Origin of the sequence: Caballeronia sp., assembly GCF_049581465.1 — a bacterium.
Classification (GTDB): Bacteria; Pseudomonadota; Gammaproteobacteria; order Burkholderiales; family Burkholderiaceae; genus Caballeronia.
The window spans coordinates 1-2,646 of the sequence record NZ_JBAUSA010000736.1 but is presented as its reverse complement, the minus strand read 5'-3'; the positions used below and the strand labels follow the sequence as shown (position 1 = coordinate 2,646).

Genomic DNA, 2,646 nt, shown 5'->3' with positions numbered 1-2,646 from the left:
TGATCGACGGTCTTCCACTTGCTGTTCACGTTCGTAATAAGCAACGAGTAATAGCCGGGCAGGCCGCTTTTGTATTTCACCTGGGCAAACACCTCGCCGTTGCCACGGTCGATGGCTTCGATCGCCGAGGCGTTGCCGAAGAAGCCAATTTGCACCTTGTTGAAGCGCATCCCCTCAATAATTCCCGAGTAATCGGTGGCGAACGACGCCTTTACATCAAGCCCGGTCTGCTTGTTGAGATCGTCGATCAGCGGCTGCCAGAGTTGCTTGAGCGCCGACGACGAGTCGGTCGAAACAATGCCAAAATTGAGCGTCTCCGCGTGCGCCAGTTGCGTGGCGAAACAGGCGGCCAAGGCCGCGCCGGCGAGAAGAAGGCGGTTAAATTTCATCGATTGAATCCGGTGGAGTGTGTAGGGTTGAGCGGTGGACGCAGACTCAGGAGGATGCCGTCGAAGCGAACGCCGCCGATCGTGCGGACGAGTCGGTTGGCAGCAGTGCTGTCCTGGCTGTTCGACGGGCGGCGTCCCATGCGGCGTCTTCGGGCCGTGCGGTGGCCGCAGCGGGATCGGTATCAGCAAGGAGTTCGCTCGCGGCCGTGCCGTATAGTTCGCGTAGGACGGAGGCGGTCAGGTTGGACGATGGACCGTCGTAGACCACGCAGCCGTCGCGTAACGCGACCGTCCGTGCGCAATACTTCATTGCGACGTCGATCTGATGGAGCGACACGACAACCGTCAGGCCGTGTTCTTCATTGAGCGACTGGAGCAATTCCATCACGCGTCTCGACGACTCCGGGTCAAGCGATGCAATGGGTTCGTCGGCCAAAACAATGCGTGCCCGTTGCACCAGTGCACGCGCGAGCGCCGCGCGTTGCTGTTGCCCGCCGGAGAGCGTGCTGGCGCGCTCGTTGATGTGCTCGCCGATACCCATCGCGTTCAGCGATTGCATCGCAAGCGCATGCTCTTCACGCGGAAAGCGGCAGAACACGCGACGCCAGATCGATACCCTAGTCAGCGCGCCGATCAGCACGTTGGTGCGCACGGTGAGACGGCCGACAAGATTGAATTGCTGGAATACGAACGCGACATCACGACGGATGCGCCGCACCTCGCGTGCGATTTTTCCATTTTGCTGAATGGGGCGGCCGAGCAGCGTGACATGCGACGGCGAGAGGTCCGACGCGACAAAGCCTGCGATGTGGCGCAACAGCGTCGATTTTCCCGAGCCTGACGCGCCGATCAGCGCGACCATCTCTCCTTCCCCGACACGCAAGTCAATTGAATCCAACGCTTTGCGGCCGTTGCTGAACGTCTTGCACAAACGTTCGATGTGAATTGCGTCCATAGAATCCTCGAATGGACATTTCAAGCGTGCTGAAATGTTTGGGGGATTCTAAGAACGCAACATGACGTTGCAGTGACGGTCGGAAGACGTCTAGATGAATATATGACTTGAGAGGGCCGCCGTCCCGGGGAACTTTCGCGTGGTTTGACACAAAATATTCACGCGATGGAAATGTGGGAGGCGTTCACACCCCCATCCCGTCTTCTACCCGCGCTCCCGACCGGCGAGCCTCTGCCGAATAAAAAGCATTAAAGATAGGGCCTTCATCACGATCTCAACCAACGACACAACAAAGAAAATTGTCGAAACACGAAATTCAAACGGAAGCGAAGGCGTGATCGCGACAATGCTGACGCCCGAGAGAAATGCAAACGCCAATCGGGCGCCCTTCGCATCGAAGATCGCACCGGTACCTGCAATAATCCAGATCAGCTTCGCAATAATGGTCGCCGCGACCTGCGATGCGTCCGCCAACGGATCCAGTTCAAGAGGAATTTCAAACACGGCCCAGGCGCAAATGGCACCTATCAACACGCGGTAGATTCGCTCGCCTGCCCCATAGCCACTCAGCTTCGCGCGCGGACTTCCACCGACCGCACGCCCGACCGGACCCTCGCGATCGACGTCAGCATCGTTCGGATGCGACTGGTTCATTTGCACGATCGGCTCCTTCACATCGGTGCGACAACGGCTTCAAGGTCGTCGCTTAAGTCTGTATGCATCGGAGTCCAAAACCAAACAGATCGTTATTAATAAGTTTATGATTTAGACGAATAACGCCTTCACCAAATCGAGTCGTTGGCAGGGCGTACTTCGCGCAACTCATGCGGCGAGCGGTCAGTTCGCCTCAACTACGGTATGGCCGCCTAAAATCCGAGTCAAGTAGGGCCGTGACGGAGCCTTTCCGGTCATAATTCCCGCATCCACTTACATGGACCCCGATGGCGGCGTCGACGTCCGCGCCTTCCAGAAAAGAGTTTTCGCGGACAATCGAATCTCAGGCAAACACAATGAGACAGCGGACCTCGGCGCCGAGCGGCCATGCAAATCCTAAGCACTACGATATGCACTAAAGCATCACAACAACCTCATGCCGCCGTCACATTCAATCACCGTTCCCGTCATGTAACCGTTCTCGATCAGGAACTGCACCGTGTGAGCCACGTCGTCCGCGCGGCCTACGCGTCCGACCGGCAACGTCTCAACCTGTTGAGCGAAAACGCCCGCTCTGACGTCAGCCGGAAACCTGTCCCACCATGGCGTATCGACAACACCTGGCGACACGGCGTTCACGCGACACGG

4 protein-coding genes are annotated in these 2,646 nt (G+C 57.8%); all 4 read right to left on the bottom strand.

The features are described 5' to 3' along the window. Window positions 1–389, bottom strand: a 389-nt coding sequence (gene phnD / locus WCA53_RS18035; protein ID WP_423913456.1) for a phosphate/phosphite/phosphonate ABC transporter substrate-binding protein, incomplete at its 3' end; no start/stop codon positions are given. Window positions 390–435: 46 nt separating this feature from the next. Next, a complete protein-coding gene (gene phnC, locus WCA53_RS18030) occupies window positions 436–1,344 on the bottom strand; it encodes a phosphonate ABC transporter ATP-binding protein (protein WP_423913453.1) in 909 nt (302 codons plus the stop codon). Window positions 1,345–1,548: 204 nt separating this feature from the next. Further along, window positions 1,549–2,004: a hypothetical protein gene (locus WCA53_RS18025; RefSeq protein ID WP_423913448.1), complete on the bottom strand. Its 456-nt coding sequence runs from the start codon at window positions 2,002–2,004 to the stop codon at window positions 1,549–1,551. Window positions 2,005–2,421: 417 nt separating this feature from the next. Continuing rightward, window positions 2,422–2,646, bottom strand: a 225-nt coding sequence (locus WCA53_RS18020) for an SDR family oxidoreductase (RefSeq protein WP_423913444.1), incomplete at its 5' end; no start/stop codon positions are given.